Consider the following 18862-nt stretch of genomic DNA (forward strand, 5'->3'; position numbering starts at 1 on the left):
GGAGGCAGCCTTCCCCGGGCACTCAGAAGCTTCCGGCCCCGCGCCGGAATAACAACAAGAGGTGGACATGGCTGAATTCACCCGCGCCGACATCATGCGCAAGATCGGGACGACCGGACGACTGGAAATGGCGGGCAAGGATATGGCGGGACTGGATCTTAGCGGCCTGACCATGGTCGGGGCCGATCTGTCTTACACCGACCTGCGCGGCGCCGATCTTTCGGGGGCGCAGCTTTCGGGCGCAAGCCTGTGGTCGGCCAAGGCCAAGGGGGCGAATTTCCGGGGCGCCAATCTGGTCGGGGCCAGTCTTGGCCTTGCCGATCTGGCCGGGGCGGATCTGCGCGGGGCGCAGCTGGAGCGTGCCGACCTGACCGGCACAAGGCTTGACGGTGCGGACCTCACCGATGCGCGGCTGCGCGGCGCCTGGCTGGACACGATGCAGCGCGCGCTGGCCATTGGCGCACCGCCCTTGCGCTATCCGGCCCGGCAGGGCCCCTCGACCTGCATCCTTCACGAAGATCACATGAACGCTCCGGTCGCGCTGCGCTGCGGCGACCGGCTGGAAGTGCATCTGCGCAATGAGGCGGATCCGGCGGCGCGCAAGCCGGGGCTGGCCCGGATCGAAGGCGCGCAGATCCTGAGCGGATCGAACCTGCCATGCGCCGTCGAGGGGCCGGTCTATGTGCTGGCCTTCGATGCCGTCGCGCCGGGCAGGGCGCGGATGGTTGTCGAGCGTGGCGAGGGGCGCGCGCCGATCGCCTTTGACGTGCTGGTGACGCCATGACCCGCCATGCCCCGCGATCAGAGACCCGAGGCGACAATGCCCATCAGCCCCGCCATGCGCAGGGTCGAGACCGGGTATTCCGGGCTTCCCATCAGGGGCAGGCTGAAATCGGGCTCGGCATGGCGCAGATGGCGCAGGGCATCGGCGGCCCCCGACAGATCGCCGCGATGGTAGCGCAGCGCCGCCAGGAACCGCAGCGAGGGCCGGTTGTCCGAGGCAAAGGCGAAGGCCGCCGCGGCCGAGTTCTCGGCATCGCCAAGACGGCCCAGCCGGATCTGCACCACCGAGCGGCGCATGAGCCAGCATGCCGGACCCAGCTCGGCCAGCGCGCCGCGAAAGCCGCGCTCATTGGCCTCGAGCGCCTCGGCATCGCGGCCGCAATCGGTCAGGGCCTGGGACAGCGCATGGCAGGCCAGCTCATTGTCGGGATCGGCGCGGCAGGCGGCTTGCGCCAGTTCGAGCGCCCCCACGGCATCGCGCCGCCAGGATGCGGTCAGCGAGGCGACAGCCAGCACGACGGGGTTGTTCGGCGCCAGATCGCGCGAGCGGGCGCAAAACTCGTCGGCCTCATCCGAGCAGGCCTTGGGATCGTCGACCAGCCGCTCGATGATCAGCGTGTTGCGCAGATAGGAGCGCAGCGCCAGGCTGACCGCGGTCTGCGGCCCGCTGGGCATGGCGGCCAGCACCCGGTCGGCATTTTCAAGCCTTTCGCGCGAATAGCTGAACACGTCCCAGATCGGGAAGGTCATCCAGTTGGGCGAGGCGGTGCGGCGGGCGCGGTCCAGCAGGGCGACGGTGATCTGGGCGACCGCGTGGCGCATGGTGACGGTCTCGTCGGCGGCGCGGATGGTGAAGCGGCGCGTCCAGTCGCGCTGGCCGCTCGGGATGTCGCGCATCACCACCATCAGCGAGCAATCCACCCCCGCCGAATAGCAGATGACACCGATCTGCGTGCCGGCCAAGGGGCTCAGCGCCGAGATATCATCCGCAAGCCGTGCCGGGATCATCTCGCAGGCGCGGGCGGCGGCCTCGTTCACGACCATCTCGCCGATGACATGGGCGCGGGCATCGTTGCTTTCCACAGGCGCCAGGGCGACTACATAGCCGGCGGGCGCGCGCTCGGCCCCGGCCAGCGCGGCAGCGATCGAGCTGGTGCCGCTGATGCCGCCGTCGGCTTGATCATATCCGCCTTGCCGCTGCAGAGCGGTCGGGCCGTCATCCTCGGGGGTCAGGCGCAGGCGCATGTCGCGCAGCCAGCATTCGAATTCGGGGTCGGGAATGTCGATGTCGGCGGCAAATTCGATCGGCGCGCCGCCGGCATCATAGACCGGCGTCAGATCGATGCGCATGCGCTCGGGGTCAAGCCCGACCCAACCCACGCCGGTCTGCAGGATGTGCTTTTCCTCACCCAGCGCGCCGCGCAGCTCGCGCAGCATCTGGCGCAGGCTGTCCGATCCCTGCTGCTTGGTCCGCTCGCTCCACAGCAGGTCCTGCAACCGGGCGCGGCTCAGGCGCAGATCGGGCGCCGTGCCAAGCAGCGCCAGCGCCCCGCGCGCCTTCTGGCTGCGGGGGGTCAGGTCGTCCCCGATGGTGCCGCGCAGCCGCACGGACCCCATCAGACTCAGCGTGGCGGGCATGGCGATTCGCCTGACGTGAACAGTTATGATTGAATAATAATACTTATTAACCTGGCACAACCGAAACAATGAAGAGGGAGGCTAGCAGAACGTGGCCCTGAATAACGCACATAATGCACATAATGCGCATAATGCGCATAACGCACACAATGCGCATAACGCGCATAGCGCCGCCATCGAAGTCGATCAGGCGCTGATGTCGCAGGCGATCAACATCGCCCGCGAAGGGATCATCGATGCCACGCCGCCCAAGACGGACAAGCCTGACCGTAAGGATCTCAGCCCGGCCCAGCGGCTGCGGCGGATCGAGTATGATTTCGCCCAGTCGATCCTGCTGTCGGAAATGCTGGACAGCCTGATCGTGGTGCCTGCGCCCAAAGAAACGCCTTTGCCCGATGTCAAGCTGATGGCTCGCATCCCGTTCTGCAAAGAAAAGACAAGCTCTGAAAAGGAACTCGCCGAGGCGCAGGCCGGCGATGCCCCGGGCAAGGACGATAGCGCAGAGAACTGCTCCTTGTTGCTCAGGCTTACCCAGCCGACTGACGAAGATTTCGCCAGGGAACTGAAGCTGATCCTGGGCTATGCCACGCTGCGCTCTGAACGGCTGCCCGAGATTACCGTTCAGACCACCGATATCGTTTCGTTCTTCAAGTCGATCCTGCCGATTCCCGCGCAGCGCGCGCGGATGGTGAATTACCTGATCGATCTGGCCATGAACCTGTCCACGGCCATCGTGCAGCGCATCAAGCTGGCCTTCGACGCCCCGCGCCCCGATGTGCTGAGCACGCAGGTCCAGCCCATGCTGCCCACCCCCTTGCATGCCAGCTATCCCAGCGGCCATGCCACGCAGGCCTTTGCGGTGGCGATGCTGCTGACAATCCTGACCCGCGAGGACAATACCAAGCCTGCCGAGGTCTCACCCGACAGCCAGCTGTTTCGGATGGCGGCGCGGATCGCGGTGAACCGGACCGTCGCCGGGGTGCATTTCCCCTCGGACAGCGCTTCCGGCGCGCTTCTTGGGATCACGCTGGCGCGCTGGATCGCGGTCAGGGCGGGCGCGACCAGCCCCGATTGCCGCAGCATGGACTTTCATGCCGAGAAATGGGGCGACGGGGCGCCGGGCGGCACCCGCGACTTTTATCTGGCGCTGCTTTGCGAGGTGCTGAAAGGTCTCGATCCCTGCCTGACGATCAACCAACCCGTCACCGGCCCGGATTCTGTGCTGATCTCCGGCGTCTGGGAGATGGCCGCTGACGAATGGAGCAACAGATGGAGCTGATCCCCACACCCCCCGAAAACGACGATGACGACAAGGACCACGGCAAGCAGGGCCTCGTCTGGGACCCAGCCGGGCCCAAGACGAATGCCCGTCTTGGGCCGCATACACCCGCAGTCGTCGATTACCTGATGCATCCGCCGAAGGGCTATCCGGTGCCGGGCAGCGAGCATCCCAAGGGGCTTGCGGAAAGCCGGCGCAGGGCGTTCGAGAAACTCATCGATCTGGCGTTCCGGCCATGATTGTTCAGAACACCATCGATGCCTTTGGCGATCTGGTCGGCGACTATATCGATCATCTCGGCGATCTGGCGCCGAGAGATGTCGTGCTGGCGCGCGATCTCGGACCCAAGGACGGCCCGCTATCACCGCAGGCGTTCCCGCCAAATCCCAAGGCGACCTGCATCGTCGCCGTGATCGATCATACCATTCCCTTTGCGCATCACCTGCTCACTTGCGCATCGGGGCATAGCCGCGTCGCCGGGATCTGGCTGCAGGGTGCGCCCACGGTCAGCCCCGCGCCGCATATCCCCTTCGGCCAGCATCTGACCGGCCAGCAGATCGACTATCTGCGCGGGCTGGATGGCGGCCCGGTCAGGCGTAGCCCCGAGGAACTCTATCGCTGGCTGGGGCTGATCGCACCGGCCAATGCCACCGGACGCTGGTTCATGCGCCAATACAGCCATGGCGCTGCCGTGGCCGGAACCGCGGCTGGCTATGCGCCCGAAGACGCGCGCGGGCTGGCGCATCCGCTGATCGGGGTCAGCCTGCCCGATTGGGCGCTGGCCGACACCTCGGGGGCGGCGACGCCGCTGCTGATCCAGGCCGGCGTCACCTATATCATCGCTCAGGCGCGAAGCCTTTCCTGGCTGCTCTCGCACGGGGCGGGGCAGCCGAACAGGCGGCCGCTGGTCATCAATATCTCGCTGGGGATCACGGCCGGGCCGCGTGACGGCTCGTCGCTGATCGAGCGTTTGCAGGACAAGCTGTCGCGCAATCCTCCGACCGGGCTGGGGCCGGTGCATTTCGTGCTGTCAGCCGGCAACAGCCGGCAAGAGATGCTGAATGCCGTGCTGACCCCTCGAGCAAAGGCAGAGCCTGCGCCCGCGACTCCGCCGGACAAGCCAGCCGAGGTCATGGACGAGATCGGCTGGCAGTTGCTGCCCGACGACCGCACCCTCAGTTCGCTTGAAATCTGGAGCGCGCCGCACGCCCCCAAACAGGATGCCATCAGGATCATGCTGACCGCGCCGGATGGCCGCTCGGTGACCAGCAACTTCGCTCCGCCCGAGGCGGGCAAGGGCCAGATCGCCTATATCCGCGACGATCTGGGCTATGAGGTGGCGCGTCTCTACCTGCAGGGCTGGGGCGAGGAGGAAGATTCGGTGATGCGGCAGGTGCTGACCATCATCATGCCGCCCAGCGTCGTCTGGCTGCCCGATGTGACCACCGCCGTCGCCGGAAAATGGATGCTGCAACTGCTTTCCGCCCCGGCCGGCAGTTGCGACGTGGTGATCCAGCGCGACGACCGCGTGCCGGGATTTCCGCCTTCGGGGCGGCAGTCCTATCTGGTCGATCCCGGCTATCAGATCTGGCTTCCGAACGGGCAATGGCCCGGCCCCGATCCGGTCCCGCCCAAGGCGATGATCCGGCGTGATGGCACCCTGAACGCCTATGCCTGGGGCAGTGAGCAGATCCGGTGCGGCGCGGCCCTGGGACCGTTCAGCGAAAATCCGACGCGCATCGCGCCCTATAGCTCGCTTTTGAAAGACGGCGCGGCGGGCGATCTGGTCGCGACCGGCGATCGCGGCATGGCGCGGCGGGGCGTGCTGGCTTCGGGCATGACGCCCGCAGCGATGTCGCTGGTCAGCGGCACCAGCATTGCCACGCCCCGGCTGACGCGCTGGCTGGCGGAAACGATGGCGTCCTTGGCAGAGGCTGAGCGACCCAAAACCCGTGACGAGGTCATCGCCCTGGCCCGCGCCGCGCGTTTCGGCTGGCCCGACCCGCCGCGCGTGGACCCGAAAATGCCCTGGGACATCGGCGAATAACCTGCGCGGGCGCTGCGGATGATTGCCTGTCCGCCGCGCCTGCGCTATCGGGTCCCAAAGCAAAGGGGACCCTTCAGATGACCGAGCGCAATAGCGGCCTGTCCTACGCCAAGGCCGGAGTGGATATCGACGCGGGCAATGCGCTGGTCGAGCGCATCAAGCCCGCCGCCGCCGCGACCAAACGCCCCGGCGTGATGGATGGTCTGGGCGGCTTCGGCGCGCTGTTCGATCCGCGCGCGGCCGGCTATCAGGATCCGGTGCTGGTCGCCGCGACCGATGGCGTCGGCACCAAGCTGCGCATCGGCATCGACACCGGCGAGCTGGACGGGCTGGGCATCGATCTGGTCGCCATGTGCGTGAACGACCTCGTCTGCCAAGGGGCGGAGCCGCTGTTCTTTCTCGACTATTTCGCCACCGGGAAACTCTCGGTCGATGAGGCCACGCGCGTCATCAACGGCATCGCCGAGGGCTGCCGCCGTTCCGGCTGCGCCCTGATCGGCGGCGAGACGGCGGAAATGCCCGGCATGTATGCCAAGGGCGATTTCGATCTTGCCGGCTTTGCCGTCGGCGCGATGGAGCGGGGCGCGGCCCTGCCGGCCGGCGTCAGCGATGGCGATGTGCTTCTGGGCCTCGCCTCGGACGGGGTGCATTCGAACGGTTTCTCGCTGGTGCGCAAGGTCGCCGAACATGCGGGCCTCGATTGGCATTCGCCCGCGCCCTTCGGCACCGGCACGCTGGGGCAGGCGCTGCTGGTCCCGACCCGGCTCTATGTCCAGCCGGTGCTGGCTGCGATCCGTGCGGGCGGCGTTCATGCCGCGGCCCATATCACCGGCGGCGGCATCACCGAGAACCTGCCGCGCGTGCTGCCCAAGGGGCTTGGCGCCCAGATCGACCTCGACAGCTACAGCCTGCCTGCGGTTTTCGACTGGCTGGCCGAGGCCGGCGGCATCTCGGAACCAGAGATGCTGAAAACCTTCAACTCGGGCATCGGCATGATCCTTTCGGTCGCGGCCGATCGCGCCACCGATCTCGAGGCGCTGCTGAAGGCGCAGGGCGAAACCGTCATCCGGCTTGGCCATGTGACCCCGGGCGAGGGCGTGCGCTATTCCGGCCGGCTGCGGTGAAACGCGTCGCCATCCTGATTTCGGGCGGCGGCTCGAACATGGTCAAGCTGGTCGAATCGATGACCGGCGACCACCCGGCGCGGGCGGTCATCGTCGGCTCGAACGATCCGCAGGCGGGCGGCCTTGCAAAAGCCGCCGCCATGGGCGTGCCGACCTTCGCTGTCGATCATCGCGCCTACAAGGGCGACCGCCCGGCCTTCGAGGCTGCATTGCTGGAACCACTGCTTGCGGCTGAGCCCGACATCCTCTGCCTTGCCGGCTTCATGCGCATCCTGACCCCGGATTTCGTGCAAAGGTTTGAAGGCCGGATGCTCAATATCCACCCCTCGCTCCTGCCGAAATATCCCGGCCTGCACACCCATCAGCGCGCGCTCGACGCGGGCGATGCCGAGGCTGGCGCCTCGGTCCATCTCGTCACCCCCGAACTCGATGCCGGCCCGATCCTCGGACAGGCCCGCGTTCCGGTGCTGCCGGGCGACAGTGCCGAAACCCTTGCCGCCCGGGTCCTGACGCAGGAACATCGCCTTTACCCGCAGGTCCTGCGCCGTTTCGCCCAAGGCGACCTGACGCCGATCACCCTCACCGCTGCATGAAAAAAGGGGCCAACGCGGCCCCTTCTTCTTTCATGCCAAAATATCCCGGGGTGTGGGGCAGAGCCCCACGAACCTGTCCCGAAACCTATTTCTCCGGCACCAGCCCGCGCGGCGCAAAGCGCAAGACCAGCAGCAAGACCACCCCCAGCGCGATAAAGCGCATATGCGGTGCGCTGCCCAGAAGATGCTCGCGCAATCCCCCCTCGGGCAGGGGCGCGGTGATCAGGCGCATGAATTCCGGGCCCCAGACCTCGGCCTTGATCCACAGGAACCAGATCAGGATCGCCCCCAGCGCCGCCCCCCAGTTATTGCCCGAGCCGCCGACGATCACCATCACCCAGATCAGGAAGGTATAGCGCAGCGGGTTGAAGCTGTTCGGGGAGAGCAGCCCGTCCAGCGTCGCCATCATCGCCCCGCCCAGACCGATCACGGCGCTGCCGATGATGAAGATCTGCAGATGGCGGCGGGTCACGTTCTTGCCCATGGCCTCGGCGGCGGTCTCATTGTCGCGGATCGCGCGCATCATCCGGCCCCAGGGCGATTTCAACGCCAGCTCCGCCAGCAGGATCAAGAGCAGCAGCACAAAGCTGAACAGCCCCGCGTAAAGCAGCTTGACCCAGATCGCCGAGGCGGTGGCCGGATCCATCCCCCATTCGGCGGCCTTGGCGACAAAGCCGGTATCGCCCTGCAGGTCCAGTTCATAGGGAACCGGCCGCGGCAGGCCCGAGACGTTCTTGACGCCGCGCGACAGCCATTCCTCGTTGCGCATGACCGCGACGATGATTTCGCCGATCCCCAGCGTCGCGATCGCCAGATAGTCCGAGCGCAACCCCAGTGCGACCTTGCCGATACCCCAGGCGGCGGCGGCGGCGAAAAGCGCCCCCACCGGCCAGGACAGCAGCACCGGCCAGCCCAGACCGCCGATATTGCCGGCCGAGGCCGCGTTATTGGCCTCGATGGCGATGACGGCGGGATCGAACAGATAGCGGTAAAGCACGAAGCCCAGCACCAGAGTGCCGATCAGCGCCGGAACCCTGACGATGCCGGAAAGCCGGCGCCAGACCTGCGCAGACAGCGCCAGCGTGCCCAGACCGACGACCAGCGCCAGCGCCACCCGGGGAATCCCGGCCGCCCAGGCCCCCTCGACCGGCGCGCTCGAGATCAGCACTGGGGCCAGTCCACCCAGGGCCAGAAAGCCCACGACGCCAGCGTTGAAGAGGCCCGCATAGCCCCATTGCATGTTCACGCCCAGGGCCATGACGGCCGAGATCAGCCCCATGTTCAGGATGCTCAGCGCCGTGTTCCAGCTGCCCGAGAACATGGCGTTGCGAAAGGTTCCTTCGGCAAAGAACAGCGCCGCGAGGATCAGGAACATGATCGGGGCGCGCCAGGGGCTCGTCGCGTCGGCTTGACGGGTATTCGACATGGTTCAGCCCCCTCAGACGGATTTGCCGCGGAACAGGCCGGTCGGCCGGAACAGCAGGACCACGATCAGGATGACGAAGCTGACCGCAAATTTATATTCGGTGGACAGCAGCTGCAGCAGCCCATCCGGCTCGAAGCCCAGATAGTTTGCGACCTTTTTCCAGGGATAGGTGATCGCGACCTCGGAAAAGGCGACGATGAAGCCGCCGGCGACCGCACCCAACGGATTGCCAAGCCCGCCGACGATGGCGGCGGCAAAGATCGGCAGCAGGATCTGGAAATAGTTGAACGCCTTGAAGCTTTTATCCAGACCGTAAAGCGTGCCCGCCGTCACCGCCAGCGCGGTCGCGATGATCCAGGTCAGGCGCACGACGCGCTCGGGGTCGATCCCGGACAAAAGCGCCAGATCCTCGTTGTCGGAATAGGCGCGCATCGCCTTGCCCTCGCGCGAGCGGTTCAGGAACCGGAACAGCGCCCAGCAGCACAGCGCCGTCACGATCAGCGTCAGCGCCTGGCTGACGCGCAGCGAAAGCCCCTCGGTCAGCCCGGTCCAGGCCTTGAACTCCTGCACCGAGAACAGGAAGCGCGCACCGTCGTCAAAGCGCACCTCGTTGACGCCGATCCCGGGCAGCATCCGGGTCAGCCCGTTCATGACGAACATGACGCCCACCGAGGCCATGACCAGAATGATCGGCTCGGAGCGTTTCTTGCGGTAGAAGCGATAGACCACCCGGTCCGTGCCCAGCACGAAGATCGAGGTCAGCGCGATGCCGAAGGGCAGCGCCAGAAGCGCGGTCGGCAGCGGTCCAAGGCTGATGCCCATGGCCTGCAGCCCCCAGGTCACCAGAATGACCATCGCGGTGCCAAAGGCCATGGTGTCGCCATGGGCAAAGTTCGAGAATCGCAGGATGCCATAGATCAGCGTCACCCCCAGCGCGCCAAGCGCGAGCTGCGCGCCATAAGCGGCGGCGGGGACCACGACAAAGTTCAGCAACAACACGATGGCGTTCAGAATATCCATCTCAGCCCCCCAGGAAGGTGCGGCGGACCTCGGGATCGGCAAGCAGGGCCGGGCCGGTGTCGGTGTAAGCGTTGGCGCCCTGCACGAGCACATAGCCGATATCGGCGATCTCAAGCGCCTGACGGGCATTCTGTTCGACCATCAGGATCGAGATTCCGGTGCGGGCCACCTCGATGATGCGGTCAAACAGCTCATCCATGACGATGGGGCTGACGCCGGCGGTCGGCTCGTCCAGCATCAACAGGCTGGGCCGGGTCATCAGCGCGCGTCCGACGGCGACCTGCTGGCGCTGGCCGCCCGACAGCTCGCCCGCGTTCTGGCGGCGCTTGTCGGCGACGGCGGGGAACAGGTGATAGACCTGCTCCATGGTGGCGCGGCAATCGTCGGTGCGGATGAAGGCACCCATTTCAAGGTTCTCCTCGACCGTCATGGTCGGGAAGATGTTGTGGGTCTGGGGAACAAAGCCCATGCCCTTGTGAACACGCTCCTGCGGGGTCAGGGCGGTGATGTCCTGTCCGTCCAGCAGAACGGCGCCCTCGCGCAGGTTCAGCATGCCGAAGACGGCCTTCATGGCGGTGGACTTGCCGGCGCCGTTCGGGCCGACGATCACCGCGATCTGGCCCTTTTCAACGGTCAGCGTGCAGCCGTTCAGGATATCGGCCTTGCCATAGCCGCCGCGCATGTCGGTGGCGGACAGGAATGGCCGTTCGGTCGATGTCTGGGCCATCACAGATCCCCCGCAGGCTTGCCGTCGCCACCCTGACCGGCCTCGGCGCCAAGACCGGGCTGGGCGCCATGGCTTTCGTGAAAGGCGGATTCCTCGGCGATCTCGGCGGCGACCTTGTTTTTCAGGCCGGTGCCCAGATAGGCCTCGATCACGGCCTCGTTCTTCATGATGCTGTCGGCGCTGCCCTGGGCCAGCACATTGCCGGCGGCCATGACGATCACCGGATCGCACAGGCGGCCGATGAAATCCATGTCATGCTCGATCACGCAGAAGGTATAGCCGCGTTCCTTGTTCAGCCGGGTGATGGCATCGCCGATCGTGCCCAGAAGCGTGCGGTTCACGCCGGCGCCGACCTCGTCCAGAAACACGATCCGGGCGTCGACCATCATCGTACGGCCCAGCTCCAGCAGCTTTTTCTGCCCGCCCGAGAGGTTCCCGGCCTTTTCGTCGGCGACATGGGAAATGGTCAGAAACTCAAGCACTTCGTCGGCTTTCTTGCGAAGCGCGCGTTCCTCTTCGCGGATGCGGCCACGGTGCAGCCAGGTATTGACCAGCGTCTCGCCGGTCTGGGCGGCGGGCACCATCATCAGGTTCTCGCGCACCGTCATCGAGGAAAACTCATGCGCAAGCTGGAAGGTGCGCAAAAGTCCCTTGTGGAACAGCTCATGCGGCGCAAGCCCGGTGATATCCTCGCCCGCCATGGTGACGCGCCCCGAGGTGGGTTTCAAAACCCCGGCGATCACGTTGAAAAGCGTGGATTTTCCGGCCCCGTTCGGGCCGATCAGCCCGGTGATCGAGCCGGTTTCGATGGTCAGGCTGGCGCCGTCCACGGCGCGAAAGCCCCCGAAATGCTTATGCAGGTCATGGACCTGGATCATGTCGCTCCCCACCTTCACGCGTTGCATGAAGAATACCCATTACGGGACTGTTTTATATTGCAGAAAGGGTCCGGATAACCGGACCCTCTCCGGGTTCTCTGGACCTTAGCGGAAGCCGACGACGTTCAGCTTGCCACCCTTGAAGTCCACCTCGCGATAGACGCCCGAGCTTTCGCCCGGCTCGACCAGCTCGACCGAGGTCGCGCCGACATAGTCGATATCCGTCCCCGCCGCCAGCAGTTCGAGGCCCTTGGCCAGCTCGCCGGGCAAGATTTTCTCGCCCGGGGCGTTGGCGATCTCCATGACCTTGTCCTTATAGACCTTGGGGTCGCTGGATTTCGCCGCCTGCATGGCCAGCAGGATCAGCGAAGCGGCGTCATATGCCTCGCCCGAGAAGGCCGAGGTGCCGTCGAAGCCGGCGGCTTTGGCCAGTTCGGCGAACTTGTCATGCCCGTCGCCCTCGGCCGAGGGGTTCTGACCAAACGAGGTTTCCAGCTGCGCGCCGAACTTGTCGACCAGCGCCTGGTTCACCATGCCGTCGGGCAGCACGAAGGTTTCAAAGGCGCCAGTGTCCAGCGAGCCCTGGATGATGCCCGCGCCGCCCTGATCGGCGTAGCCGACCACGACCAGCGCGTCGCCGCCGGCTGCGGCCAGCGCCGCGACCTCGGCCGAGTAGTCGCCCTTGCCGTCGTCATGGGCCGAAACCACGGTCACGTTGCCGCCCTTGGCCTTGTAGGCATTGGCGAAGCTGTCCGCGAGGCCCTTGCCATAGTCGTTGTTGGTGAAGGTCACGGCGACCGACTTGATGCCGCGCTCCAGCACGATATCGGCCATGACTTCGCCCTGACGCGCGTCCGAGGGCGAGGTGCGGAAGAAGAAGCCCTTGTCGTCCAGCGTCGACAGCGCCGGCGAGGTGGCCGAGGGCGAGATCATCACGATGCCGTTCGGGATCCCGACCTTTTCCAGCGAGGCGATGGTTTCACCCGAGCACATGCCGCCCATGATGCCCTTGACGCCTTCGGCGGTGACCAGACGCTCGACCGCGGCGACCGAGGCTGCGGCGTCGATGCAGGTGTTGTCGGCAACGACCGGCACGATGGTCGAGCCGTCCAGCAGCTTGCCGCTGTCCGAGACCTCTTTCATCGCCGTCTCGGCACCCTTCTGGATCGGCGGCGCGATGGATTCCAGCGGACCGGTCAGGCCCAGCGAGATGCCCATCTTGATTTCCTCGGCACCTGCGGCGCCGGCGATCAGGGCACCTGCGGCGGTGGCCAGAAGAAGTTTTTTCATCGAGTTACTCCCTGTGTGGAACATTGTCCTGCGGCTGAGGCTATAAGCCCCCGGACGAAAAGAAAAGTCTGTTGGCGGGGGGCGGCGCTGCCGAAATGGCCAAGCTGACGCTGCGGCATCCACCCCTTGCCATGCCGCCGCCCTCAGCCCGCCGCGCCGTTGCCGCCGCGATGGCGATAGGGGGTGCTGCCATAGCTCGTGCGGTAGCATTTCGAGAAATGCGCTGCCGAGGCAAAGCCGCAGGCCAGCGCGATCTCGATCACGCTCATTTCCGTCTGCATCAACAGGTTGCGGGCGCGCTCCAGCCGGATTTCCATGTAGTAGCGCTTGGGCGAGCGGCCCAGATAGCGCGCGAACAGCCGCTCCAGCTGGCGCGGCGACATCCCCGCCTCGGAGGCAAGGCGGGCGGGGCTGACCGGGTCCTCGATATTGGCCTCCATCCGGGCCACGACCTGGGCCAGCCGGGGATGGCGTGCGCCGATGCGGATCGGAATCGACAGGCGCTGCTGGTCGTCCTCGGAGCGGATCGAGGTGTGGATCATCTGATCGGCGACGCGGCTGGCCAGTTCATTGCCATGGTCGCGGGCGATCTGGCGCAGCATCATGTCGATGGCGGCAGTGCCGCCAGCGGCGGTCAGGCGGCTGCCATCCTCGACAAAGACGGTCCGGATCAGGGTCACATCGGGGAATTCCTCGGCGAATCCGTCCTGGTTTTCCCAATGGATGGTGGCCCGGCGCCCGTCCAGCAACCCGGCCTCGGCCAGGACCCAGGCGCCGGTGCAAAGCGCGCCCATGCGCGCCCCGCGCCGCGCCTCGCGCCGCAACCAGCCCAGGACCGGGCGGCTGGTCGCGCGCGCCACGTCGACGCCCCCGCAAACCAGAATCGTGTCGCCGCGCTGGGTTTCAAGCAGATCGCCGTCCAGCGCCAGCCGCGCGCCGTTCGAGCAGGTGGCGGATGCGCCGCCTTCACCCAGCAGGCGCCAGTCGTAAAGCGCCCGGCCCGACAGGCGGTTCGCCAGCCGCAAGGGCTCGATCGCGGCGGCGAAGGAAATCATCGTAAAGCGGTCCAGCAGCAGGAAAAGATAGCGCTGGGGTCGGTCGGGCACCGGGCGCGGGAAAGCGGCCGGATCGGGGGGGACAGCTGGCGTAAGGTCTGGCATGTCGGTCGCGCGTCTGAGAACCGGCGCAGATCAGCAGGCTATCGGGCCACGCGCAAGGCTTTTCCTTCGCGTCACGACGCACTATATGGCGATCACGGTTAAACATGAAGGATAGGATCATGGCACAGACGAAACCCAGTTCCGCGACCCCGGCACAGGCATGGGAAAAGCGTGGCTGGCGCGCCTATCCGCGCGTCCAGATGCCGGACTATCCCGATCAGGCGGCCTTGCAGGCGGTCGAGGGCCAGCTGGCCAAGTTCCCGCCGCTGGTCTTTGCCGGCGAGGCCCGCCGGCTGCGGGCCCATCTGGCCGATGTCGCGGCCGGCCGCGCCTTCCTGCTGCAGGGCGGGGATTGCGCCGAAAGCTTCTCGGAATTCTCGGCCGACAATATCCGCGACACCTTCAAGGTGATGCTGCAGATGGCGGTCGTCCTGACCTGGGGCGCGCAGCTGCCGGTCGTCAAGGTCGGCCGCATGGCCGGGCAATTCGCCAAGCCCCGCTCGGCCCCGACCGAGAAGATCGGCGCGCAGGAACTGCCCAGCTATCGCGGCGACATCATCAACGGCTTCGACTTCACGCCCGAGGCGCGCATTCCCGACCCGCAGCGGATGCTGGCGGCCTATACGCAGGCTGCGGCCTCGCTGAACCTGCTGCGCGCCTTCTCGACCGGCGGTTATGCCGACATGCATCGCGTGCAAAGCTGGATCAGCGATTTCACCGGCGGCGAAGAGGCGGCGCGTTACCGCGACATCGCCGACCGCATCAGCGATGCCATGGCCTTCATGGCGGCGGCGGGGGTGACCTCGGAAACCGCGCATGATCTGGGGCAGGTGGACTTCTACACCAGCCACGAAGCATTGCTGCTTGAATACGAAGAGGCGCTGGCCCGGATCGATTCGACCACCGGCCTGCCGGTCGCGGGCTCGGGCCACATGATCTGGATCGGCGACCGCACCCGGCAGCCGGACGGCGCGCATGTCGAGTTTGCCCGCGGCGTGCAGAACCCGATCGGCCTGAAAACCGGCCCCTCGACCACGGCCGATGACCTGAAGGTGCTGATGGCCAAGCTGAACCCGGCCAATGAGGCGGGCCGGCTGACGCTGATCGCGCGCTTTGGTGCTGGCACCGTGGGCGATCACCTGCCGCGCCTGATCAAGGCCGTGCAGGAAGAGGGCGCGAATGTTGTCTGGTCCTGCGACCCGATGCATGGCAACACGATCAAGTCGGCCTCGGGCTACAAGACCCGGCCCTTTGACAGTGTGCTGCGCGAAGTGCGCGAGTTCTTCGCCGTCCACCGTGCCGAGGGCACCATCCCCGGCGGCGTGCATTTCGAGATGACCGGCCAGGACGTGACCGAATGCACCGGCGGCGTGCGCGCGGTCACCGACGAGGATCTGTCGGATCGCTATCACACCGCCTGCGACCCGCGCCTGAATGCCAGCCAGTCGCTGGAACTGGCCTTCTTGGTGGCCGAGGAACTGCGCAATCGCCGCGTGAACGGCGCCGGCGGCAAGCAGGCCATGGCCAGCTGAGGGGCATCGCGCCCAGCGTAACGAAAACGGCGGCGGACCTTGGGTCCAGCCGCCGTTTTTCATGCCCTGCGGGGCGTCTCGTCAAAGACGCGGGCGCGGCCCGCTGGATTCTTCGTTCTGGCTGATGACGCGAAAGCGCGCGCGACGTTCCTCGGGGCTGGCATCCGCGGGAAGCGCGGGCTTTTCAGTGGCGGGGCCGGCCCGGAACGGCAGCGGCGGTTCCGAGAAACCTGCCGCCGAGGCTGAGGGCTCCAGCACCTTGGCGCCGGGAATGACCGGAAACTCATGGTCTTCGACCAGATCGAAGCGGCGGGGGTTCTGGCCGATCTCGCCCTCGGCGACCAGACAGCCAAGCGCGCGGGTCACATCGCCCAGATCCGAGCGCAGCGGCAAAAGCAGCAGATGGCCGACAAGGCCGGGACGGCCATAAGAGGCCGGCGAATCCAGCCGCATCTCGGCGATCTGAGGCCCGCGAAAGACGCTTTCCAGCACATCCGACAGCCGCCCGCGCGAACTGGTGTTCAGAAAGGAGCAGACCGGCATGCCGCGCACCTCCATTCCCATCAGGTCGATCAGATGCCGGCCGGCCAGACGAAACCGCGCCGCCCCGGGGGCGATCCGTTCGAGAATGAAGGCGTAGTCCAGCGCCCGGCGGATGCCACGCGGCTCGACATCGGCGCGGGCCGGAATGGCGCGTCCCTGACGCAGGCTTTCCCAATAGCCGCGCAGGTCGCCCAGGATCCGGTCGGGGCGCGCAGCCTCATAATCCGCGAGACGCAGCAGCTTTCCCTTGCCCTGCTTGTGCAGGACAGGAATGCGGCCAGAATCGCCGTCCTGATCCTTGTCGAAGTCCTGCGACATCATCCCTCGGCTTGAAAACGTCAAACTCGTACCTGAACATGGTTGCAATCTAGACCTTCTGTTCATCTGTTCCGAGCAAATTCTTGACCGATGGTTAAAGAGATAACCTTTTTGGCAGGTCTTGACCCGGATGCGGCGCGGGGCCATTCAGGCGGCCAGACAGTCAGGGGGCAGGGATGACAGAGATCGAACGCAGCGGGCTTCTGGTGATCCTGTCCTCGCCCTCGGGGGCGGGAAAATCGACGCTGGCGCGGCGGCTGATGGCCTGGGACCCCAGCTTGCGCTTTTCGGTTTCCGCGACCACCCGCAAGCCACGCCCCGGCGAGGTCGAGGGCGAGCATTACTATTTCCGCAGCCCCGACGAATTCCGCGACATGGTCGGCAAGGGCGAGATGCTGGAACATGCCGAGGTCTTCGGCAATTTCTACGGCACGCCGCGCGGCCCGGTCGAGGCGGCGATGCGCGCCGGGCGCGACACGCTGTTCGATGTGGACTGGCAGGGCGGCCAGCAGATCCGGGCCTCAAGCCTTGGGGCGCATGTAGTCTCGATCTTCGTGCTGCCGCCCAGCCTGACGGAACTGGAACGCCGGCTGGTCTCGCGCCAGCAGGATACGCCCGAGGTGATCGCCGGCCGCATGGAAAAAAGCCGTGCAGAGATCAGCCATTGGGCCGAATATGATTATGTCATCGTCAATGACGATATCGAGCGCAGCACCGACGCGCTGATCACCATCCTGACCGCCGAGCGGCTGCGCCGCGAACGTCAGGCCGGGCTTGGTCCGTTCGTGCGCGCCCTTATGCAGGAGGAAGGCCGATGATCTGGGATCTGGATGGAATCGCGCCGCGCATCGCGGCGGCGGCGTGGGTTGCGCCGGATGCGCAGCTGATGGGCCGCGTCGTGCTGGAGGAGGATGCAAGCGTCTGGTTCGGCGCCGTCCTGCGCGGCGACAATGAGGAAATCCGGCTGGGGCGCGGCTCGAACATCCAGGATCTTTGCGTCTGCCATACCGATCCCGGCTATCCGCTGACCGTGGGCGAGAATTGCACCATCGGCCACCGCGCCATCCTGCATGGCTGCACCATCGGCGACGGCACGCTGGTCGGCATGGGCGCGATCATCCTGAACGGCGCGAAAATCGGCGCCGGGGCGCTGATCGGCGCCGGCGCACTGGTGGCCGAGAACAAGGAGATCCCGCCCGGCGCGCTGGTCATGGGCGCCCCCGGCAAGATCATCCGCGAGCTGGACGACAAGGCCCGCGCCGGGCTGATCGAAAGCGCCCGGCGCTATCAGCAGAATGCCGCGCGGTTCCGCAAGGGCATGGTGCCGGCGCCGCAGGGATGACCGACGCCACGCTTGCGGCGCTGCTGCGCACGGTGCCGGTCGCGCTTCTGGTTGTCGATCAGGATGCGCGCATCCTTGGCGCCAATGAGCCGGCCGAGGCGTTGCTGGGGCCGGTGCCCGCCACGCGCCCTTTTGTCACCGTGCTGCGCCAGCCCGAAGTGAACGCCGCGCTGGACGCGGTTCTGGCCGGGCAGGACCGGGCGCGGCTGAACGTGACGCTGAACCTCGCCGATCACCGCGTCCTGTGCGAGGTGACGGTGACGCGGCTGGCCGGTCCGGGCCTGCAAGGTGCCGCGATCAGCATCGAGGACCGCTCGCGCGACGAGGAGACCGAGCAGATGCGCCGCGATTTCGTCGCCAATGTCAGCCATGAGCTGCGCACGCCGCTGACCGCGCTGATGGGCTTCATCGAGACGCTGCGCGGCCCGGCGCGCAACGATCCAGACGCCCGCGACCGTTTCCTGAACATCATGGAGCGCGAGGCGGGGCGCATGAACCGGCTTGTCGCCGACCTTCTGTCGCTGAGCCGGGTCGAGCAGGACGAGCGCCGCCGCCCGGTGCAGAATGTCGAGCTGGCGGGGCTGCTGCGCTCCGAAGTGGCGACGCTGACCCCGGCGGCCGCAGCGGCGGGGGTTCGGCTGGAACTGAAGGGCGCCGGCAACAAGGTCATGGTGCCGGGCGACGGTGACCAGCTGGTGCAGGTCTTTCGCAATCTGATCGAGAATGCGGTGAAATATGGCGGCAGCGGCGGCGTGGTCACGGTGACGCTGGCGCATCTGGATCATGAGCCGGTGCTGCGCGGCCCGGCATGGTCGGTAAGCGTGGCCGACAAGGGCGAGGGGATCGAATCCCAGCACCTGCCGCGCCTGACCGAACGGTTCTACCGCGTGGACACCCATCGCTCGCGCGAAAAGGGCGGCACCGGGCTGGGGCTGGCCATCGTCAAGCACATCGTCAGCCGTCATCGGGGAAGGCTGCGGATCGAAAGCGAGATCGGGCAGGGCAGCCGCTTTACCGTACTGTTGCCCGAGACGGTCGGGCGGGTGTAAGGCGGATTGCCGCCCCCGGCGAGCCGCGCTTGACCGCCGGTCCCGCATGCGCGCGGGCGGCAAGGCAATCACCATCCGCGCGCCGGTTTCACCCGATCGGACAAGCGCGACCT

At 66.5% G+C, this 18862-nt stretch carries 18 protein-coding genes; 10 read left to right on the plus strand and 8 right to left on the minus strand.

The genetic code is table 11. From position 1 onward, the window contains the following. The first annotated feature begins 67 nt into the window (after positions 1 to 67). On the plus strand, positions 68 to 784 hold the full coding sequence (locus DFP89_RS00460; protein WP_114347419.1) for a pentapeptide repeat-containing protein: 717 nt from the start codon (positions 68 to 70) through the stop codon (positions 782 to 784). A 17-nt stretch (positions 785 to 801) separates the two neighbouring features. On the opposite strand, the gene DFP89_RS00465 is transcribed toward DFP89_RS00460, so the two are convergent. Beyond that, positions 802 to 2421, minus strand: coding sequence for an AfsR/SARP family transcriptional regulator (locus DFP89_RS00465; protein ID WP_114347420.1), 1620 nt, complete (start codon positions 2419 to 2421; stop codon positions 802 to 804). A 91-nt stretch (positions 2422 to 2512) separates the two neighbouring features. On the opposite strand from DFP89_RS00465, the gene DFP89_RS00470 reads away from it, so the two are divergent. From DFP89_RS00470 to purN, 5 genes are all read left to right on the plus strand, one after another. Further along, the gene (locus tag DFP89_RS00470) at positions 2513 to 3700 is read left to right on the plus strand and encodes a phosphatase PAP2 family protein (protein WP_114347421.1); all 1188 of its coding nucleotides are present in this window, start codon (positions 2513 to 2515) and stop codon (positions 3698 to 3700) included. After that, positions 3691 to 3939, plus strand: coding sequence for a hypothetical protein (locus DFP89_RS00475; RefSeq protein ID WP_114347422.1), 249 nt, complete (start codon positions 3691 to 3693; stop codon positions 3937 to 3939). The genes DFP89_RS00470 and DFP89_RS00475 overlap by 10 nt, the downstream gene beginning before the upstream one ends. After that, complete coding sequence (locus DFP89_RS00480) at positions 3936 to 5747, plus strand: S8 family serine peptidase (protein ID WP_114347423.1); 1812 nt, start codon at positions 3936 to 3938, stop codon at positions 5745 to 5747. Before DFP89_RS00475 ends, DFP89_RS00480 begins: the two co-directional genes overlap by 4 nt. A gap of 77 nt (positions 5748 to 5824) precedes the next feature. Next, positions 5825 to 6871 carry a phosphoribosylformylglycinamidine cyclo-ligase gene (gene purM / locus DFP89_RS00485; protein WP_114347424.1) on the plus strand — a complete coding sequence of 349 codons (1047 nt, stop codon included), beginning with the start codon at positions 5825 to 5827 and terminating at the stop codon, positions 6869 to 6871. After that, a complete protein-coding gene (purN, locus tag DFP89_RS00490) occupies positions 6868 to 7464 on the plus strand; it encodes a phosphoribosylglycinamide formyltransferase (protein WP_114347425.1) in 597 nt (198 codons plus the stop codon). The genes purM and purN overlap by 4 nt, the downstream gene beginning before the upstream one ends. A gap of 85 nt (positions 7465 to 7549) precedes the next feature. Here the strand turns inward: purN and DFP89_RS00495 are convergent, their stop codons facing one another. The 6 genes from DFP89_RS00495 to DFP89_RS00520 all read right to left on the minus strand — a co-directional run bounded on the left by DFP89_RS00495 (position 7550) and on the right by DFP89_RS00520 (position 13965). Then, on the minus strand, positions 7550 to 8890 hold the full coding sequence (locus DFP89_RS00495; protein ID WP_114347426.1) for a branched-chain amino acid ABC transporter permease: 1341 nt from the start codon (positions 8888 to 8890) through the stop codon (positions 7550 to 7552). Between the two features lie 12 nt (positions 8891 to 8902). After that, on the minus strand, positions 8903 to 9910 hold the full coding sequence (locus tag DFP89_RS00500) for a branched-chain amino acid ABC transporter permease (RefSeq protein WP_114347427.1): 1008 nt from the start codon (positions 9908 to 9910) through the stop codon (positions 8903 to 8905). 1 nt (position 9911) lies between these two features. Beyond that, positions 9912 to 10637, minus strand: coding sequence for an ABC transporter ATP-binding protein (locus DFP89_RS00505; RefSeq protein WP_114347428.1), 726 nt, complete (start codon positions 10635 to 10637; stop codon positions 9912 to 9914). Next, positions 10637 to 11515: an ABC transporter ATP-binding protein gene (locus tag DFP89_RS00510; protein WP_114347786.1), complete on the minus strand. Its 879-nt coding sequence runs from the start codon at positions 11513 to 11515 to the stop codon at positions 10637 to 10639. The genes DFP89_RS00505 and DFP89_RS00510 overlap by 1 nt, the downstream gene beginning before the upstream one ends. Positions 11516 to 11620: 105 nt before the next feature. Next, positions 11621 to 12805: an ABC transporter substrate-binding protein gene (locus DFP89_RS00515; RefSeq protein ID WP_114347429.1), complete on the minus strand. Its 1185-nt coding sequence runs from the start codon at positions 12803 to 12805 to the stop codon at positions 11621 to 11623. A 143-nt stretch (positions 12806 to 12948) separates the two neighbouring features. Continuing rightward, entirely contained in the window at positions 12949 to 13965 is a 1017-nt protein-coding gene (locus DFP89_RS00520; protein ID WP_114347430.1) for a GlxA family transcriptional regulator, read from the minus strand. Between the two features lie 119 nt (positions 13966 to 14084). Here DFP89_RS00520 and DFP89_RS00525 point away from each other — a divergent pair, with 119 nt between their 5' ends. Further along, the gene (locus DFP89_RS00525) at positions 14085 to 15497 is read left to right on the plus strand and encodes a class II 3-deoxy-7-phosphoheptulonate synthase (RefSeq protein ID WP_114347431.1); all 1413 of its coding nucleotides are present in this window, start codon (positions 14085 to 14087) and stop codon (positions 15495 to 15497) included. 81 nt (positions 15498 to 15578) lie between these two features. Here the strand turns inward: DFP89_RS00525 and DFP89_RS00530 are convergent, their stop codons facing one another. Further along, positions 15579 to 16358 carry a PAS domain-containing protein gene (locus tag DFP89_RS00530; protein WP_114347787.1) on the minus strand — a complete coding sequence of 260 codons (780 nt, stop codon included), beginning with the start codon at positions 16356 to 16358 and terminating at the stop codon, positions 15579 to 15581. Positions 16359 to 16534: 176 nt separating this feature from the next. On the opposite strand from DFP89_RS00530, the gene gmk reads away from it, so the two are divergent. Genes gmk through DFP89_RS00545 form a run of 3 tightly spaced genes read left to right on the plus strand, consistent with a single transcriptional unit; the run spans position 16535 to position 18749 of the window. Beyond that, the gene (gene gmk, locus DFP89_RS00535) at positions 16535 to 17176 is read left to right on the plus strand and encodes a guanylate kinase (RefSeq protein WP_114347432.1); all 642 of its coding nucleotides are present in this window, start codon (positions 16535 to 16537) and stop codon (positions 17174 to 17176) included. Beyond that, positions 17173 to 17700 carry a gamma carbonic anhydrase family protein gene (locus DFP89_RS00540; RefSeq protein WP_114347433.1) on the plus strand — a complete coding sequence of 176 codons (528 nt, stop codon included), beginning with the start codon at positions 17173 to 17175 and terminating at the stop codon, positions 17698 to 17700. The genes gmk and DFP89_RS00540 overlap by 4 nt, the downstream gene beginning before the upstream one ends. After that, positions 17697 to 18749 carry an ATP-binding protein gene (locus tag DFP89_RS00545; protein ID WP_114347434.1) on the plus strand — a complete coding sequence of 351 codons (1053 nt, stop codon included), beginning with the start codon at positions 17697 to 17699 and terminating at the stop codon, positions 18747 to 18749. The genes DFP89_RS00540 and DFP89_RS00545 overlap by 4 nt, the downstream gene beginning before the upstream one ends. Positions 18750 to 18862: the final 113 nt, after the last annotated feature.

Source organism: Paracoccus lutimaris (genome assembly GCF_003337565.1).
Lineage (GTDB): Bacteria > Pseudomonadota > Alphaproteobacteria > Rhodobacterales > Rhodobacteraceae > Paracoccus > Paracoccus lutimaris.

What these genes read in the sequence shown, in the direction of transcription:
- DFP89_RS00460 (WP_114347419.1), top strand. Translation starts at nt 68, where the DNA reads ATGGCTGAATTCACCCGCGCCGACATCATGCGCAAGATCGGGACGACC.
- DFP89_RS00465 (WP_114347420.1), bottom strand. Translation starts at nt 2,421, where the DNA reads ATGCCCGCCACGCTGAGTCTGATGGGGTCCGTGCGGCTGCGCGGCACC.
- DFP89_RS00475 (WP_114347422.1), top strand. Translation starts at nt 3,691, where the DNA reads ATGGAGCTGATCCCCACACCCCCCGAAAACGACGATGACGACAAGGAC.
- DFP89_RS00480 (WP_114347423.1), top strand. Translation starts at nt 3,936, where the DNA reads ATGATTGTTCAGAACACCATCGATGCCTTTGGCGATCTGGTCGGCGAC.
- purM (WP_114347424.1), top strand. Translation starts at nt 5,825, where the DNA reads ATGACCGAGCGCAATAGCGGCCTGTCCTACGCCAAGGCCGGAGTGGAT.
- DFP89_RS00495 (WP_114347426.1), bottom strand. Translation starts at nt 8,890, where the DNA reads ATGTCGAATACCCGTCAAGCCGACGCGACGAGCCCCTGGCGCGCCCCG.
- DFP89_RS00500 (WP_114347427.1), bottom strand. Translation starts at nt 9,910, where the DNA reads ATGGATATTCTGAACGCCATCGTGTTGTTGCTGAACTTTGTCGTGGTC.
- DFP89_RS00505 (WP_114347428.1), bottom strand. Translation starts at nt 10,637, where the DNA reads ATGGCCCAGACATCGACCGAACGGCCATTCCTGTCCGCCACCGACATG.
- DFP89_RS00510 (WP_114347786.1), bottom strand. Translation starts at nt 11,515, where the DNA reads ATGATCCAGGTCCATGACCTGCATAAGCATTTCGGGGGCTTTCGCGCC.
- DFP89_RS00515 (WP_114347429.1), bottom strand. Translation starts at nt 12,805, where the DNA reads ATGAAAAAACTTCTTCTGGCCACCGCCGCAGGTGCCCTGATCGCCGGC.
- DFP89_RS00520 (WP_114347430.1), bottom strand. Translation starts at nt 13,965, where the DNA reads ATGCCAGACCTTACGCCAGCTGTCCCCCCCGATCCGGCCGCTTTCCCG.
- DFP89_RS00525 (WP_114347431.1), top strand. Translation starts at nt 14,085, where the DNA reads ATGGCACAGACGAAACCCAGTTCCGCGACCCCGGCACAGGCATGGGAA.
- DFP89_RS00530 (WP_114347787.1), bottom strand. Translation starts at nt 16,358, where the DNA reads ATGTCGCAGGACTTCGACAAGGATCAGGACGGCGATTCTGGCCGCATT.
- gmk (WP_114347432.1), top strand. Translation starts at nt 16,535, where the DNA reads ATGACAGAGATCGAACGCAGCGGGCTTCTGGTGATCCTGTCCTCGCCC.
- DFP89_RS00540 (WP_114347433.1), top strand. Translation starts at nt 17,173, where the DNA reads ATGATCTGGGATCTGGATGGAATCGCGCCGCGCATCGCGGCGGCGGCG.
- DFP89_RS00545 (WP_114347434.1), top strand. Translation starts at nt 17,697, where the DNA reads ATGACCGACGCCACGCTTGCGGCGCTGCTGCGCACGGTGCCGGTCGCG.